At 57.9% G+C, this 2,840-nt stretch carries 2 rRNA genes; both read right to left on the bottom strand.

Features of this window, described 5'->3' with window-relative positions:
- Positions 1-2,166: ribosomal RNA gene (locus AB0383_RS50000) — 23S ribosomal RNA — on the bottom strand; the annotation flags it as partial.
- Between the two features lie 312 nt (positions 2,167-2,478).
- A 16S ribosomal RNA gene (locus AB0383_RS49995) occupies positions 2,479-2,840 on the bottom strand; the annotation flags it as partial.

Below are 2,840 nucleotides of genomic sequence, written 5' to 3'. Positions count from 1 at the left end.
GGAATTTCGCTACCTTAGGATGGTTATAGTTACCACCGCCGTTTACTGGCGCTTAAGTTCTCAGCTTCGCCACCCCGAAGAGTGACTAACCGGTCCCCTTAACGTTCCAGCACCGGGCAGGCGTCAGTCCGTATACATCGCCTTACGGCTTCGCACGGACCTGTGTTTTTAGTAAACAGTCGCTTCTCGCTGGTCTCTGCGGCCACCCCCAGCTCAGAGTGCAAGACTCGTCACCAGGTGTGGCCCCCCTTCTCCCGAAGTTACGGGGGCATTTTGCCGAGTTCCTTAACCATAGTTCACCCGAACGCCTCGGTATTCTCTACCTGACCACCTGAGTCGGTTTAGGGTACGGGCCGCCATGAAACTCGCTAGAGGCTTTTCTCGACAGCATAGGATCATCCACTTCACCACAATCGGCTCGGCATCAGGTCTCAGCCGTATGCGAGGCGGATTTACCTACCTCGCGGCCTACACCCTTACCCCGGGACAACCACCGCCCGGGATGGACTACCTTCCTGCGTCACCCCATCACTCACCTACTAACCGCTTGGTTCGGCGGCTCCACCACTCCCCTTTGCCCGAAGGCTCCGGGGCGGCTTCACGGCCTTAGCATCACGATGCTCGATGTTTGACGCTTCACAGCGGGTACCGGAATATCAACCGGTTATCCATCGACTACGCCTGTCGGCCTCGCCTTAGGTCCCGACTTACCCTGGGCAGATCAGCTTGACCCAGGAACCCTTAGTCAATCGGCGCACACGTTTCTCACGTGTGTATCGCTACTCATGCCTGCATTCTCACTCGTGAACCGTCCACAACTACCTTCCGGTGCTGCTTCACCCGGCACACGACGCTCCCCTACCCATCAACACACCCGTTGGGGCTATATATGTCAATGACACGACTTCGGCGGTACGCTTGAGCCCCGCTACATTGTCGGCGCGGAATCACTAGACCAGTGAGCTATTACGCACTCTTTCAAGGGTGGCTGCTTCTAAGCCAACCTCCTGGTTGTCTGTGCGACTCCACATCCTTTCCCACTTAGCGTACGCTTAGGGGCCTTAGTCGATGCTCTGGGCTGTTTCCCTCTCGACCATGGAGCTTATCCCCCACAGTCTCACTGCCGCGCTCTCACTTACCGGCATTCGGAGTTTGGCTAAGGTCAGTAACCCGGTAGGGCCCATCGCCTATCCAGTGCTCTACCTCCGGCAAGAAACACACGACGCTGCACCTAAATGCATTTCGGGGAGAACCAGCTATCACGGAGTTTGATTGGCCTTTCACCCCTAACCACAGGTCATCCCCCAGGTTTTCAACCCTGGTGGGTTCGGTCCTCCACGAAGTCTTACCTCCGCTTCAACCTGCCCATGGCTAGATCACTCCGCTTCGGGTCTTGAGCGTGCTACTGAAACGCCCTATTCGGACTCGCTTTCGCTACGGCTTCCCCACACGGGTTAACCTCGCAACACACCGCAAACTCGCAGGCTCATTCTTCAAAAGGCACGCAGTCACGACTGTTGCTCCGAAGAACAACAGCGACGCTCCCACGGCTTGTAGGCACACGGTTTCAGGTACTATTTCACTCCGCTCCCGCGGTACTTTTCACCATTCCCTCACGGTACTATCCGCTATCGGTCACCAGGGAATATTTAGGCTTAGCGGGTGGTCCCGCCAGATTCACACGGGATTTCTCGGGCCCCGTGCTACTTGGGTGTCTCTCAAACGAGCCGCTGACGTTTCGACTACGGGGGTCTTACCCTCTACGCCGGACCTTTCGCATGTCCTTCGCCTACATCAACGGTTTCTGACTCGTCCTGTCGCCGGCAGACGACAGAAGAGAGATCCCACAACCCCGCATGCGCAACCCCTGCCGGGTCTCACACGCATACGGTTTGGCCTCATCCGGTTTCGCTCGCCACTACTCCCGGAATCACGGTTGTTTTCTCTTCCTGCGGGTACTGAGATGTTTCACTTCCCCGCGTTCCCTCCACACTGCCTATGTGTTCAGCAGCGGGTGACAGCCCATGACGACTGCCGGGTTTCCCCATTCGGACACCCCCGGATCAAAGCTTGGTTGACAGCTCCCCGGGGCCTATCGTGGCCTCCCACGTCCTTCATCGGTTCCTGGTGCCAAGGCATCCACCGTGCGCCCTTAAAAACTTGGCCACAGATGCTCGCGTCCACTGTGCAGTTCTCAAACAACGACCAGCCACCCATCACCCCGGGACAACATCCCGAGTGCACTGGGGCCGGCACTGAAGGCGACCTCGCGGCCGTACCTTCAGACACCCAACAGCGTGCCCGGCCCGGTCCCGTCCGGAGATCATGCGTTCCACGCTCTGACGAGCAGTACTAGCAGCCTCCGACCCGAGATCCTGGCCGAATAGTCAACGTTCCACCCATGAGCAACCACCGTCGAACATTTGCCGACGTAGTGGCCTCTGACCAAACCGAAGCCTGGTAAGAAGTGCTCCTTAGAAAGGAGGTGATCCAGCCGCACCTTCCGGTACGGCTACCTTGTTACGACTTCGTCCCAATCGCCAGTCCCACCTTCGACAGCTCCCTCCCACAAGGGGTTGGGCCACCGGCTTCGGGTGTTACCGACTTTCGTGACGTGACGGGCGGTGTGTACAAGGCCCGGGAACGTATTCACCGCAGCAATGCTGATCTGCGATTACTAGCAACTCCGACTTCATGGGGTCGAGTTGCAGACCCCAATCCGAACTGAGACCGGCTTTTTGAGATTCGCTCCGCCTCGCGGCATCGCAGCTCATTGTACCGGCCATTGTAGCACGTGTGCAGCCCAAGACATAAGGGGCATGATGACTTGACGTCGTCCC

Origin of the sequence: Amycolatopsis sp. NPDC051373 (assembly GCF_040689465.1) — a bacterium.
GTDB lineage: Bacteria > Actinomycetota > Actinomycetes > Mycobacteriales > Pseudonocardiaceae > Amycolatopsis.
The sequence above is the reverse complement of the archived record's forward strand: the minus strand, read 5'-3'. Positions and strand labels throughout refer to the sequence as shown.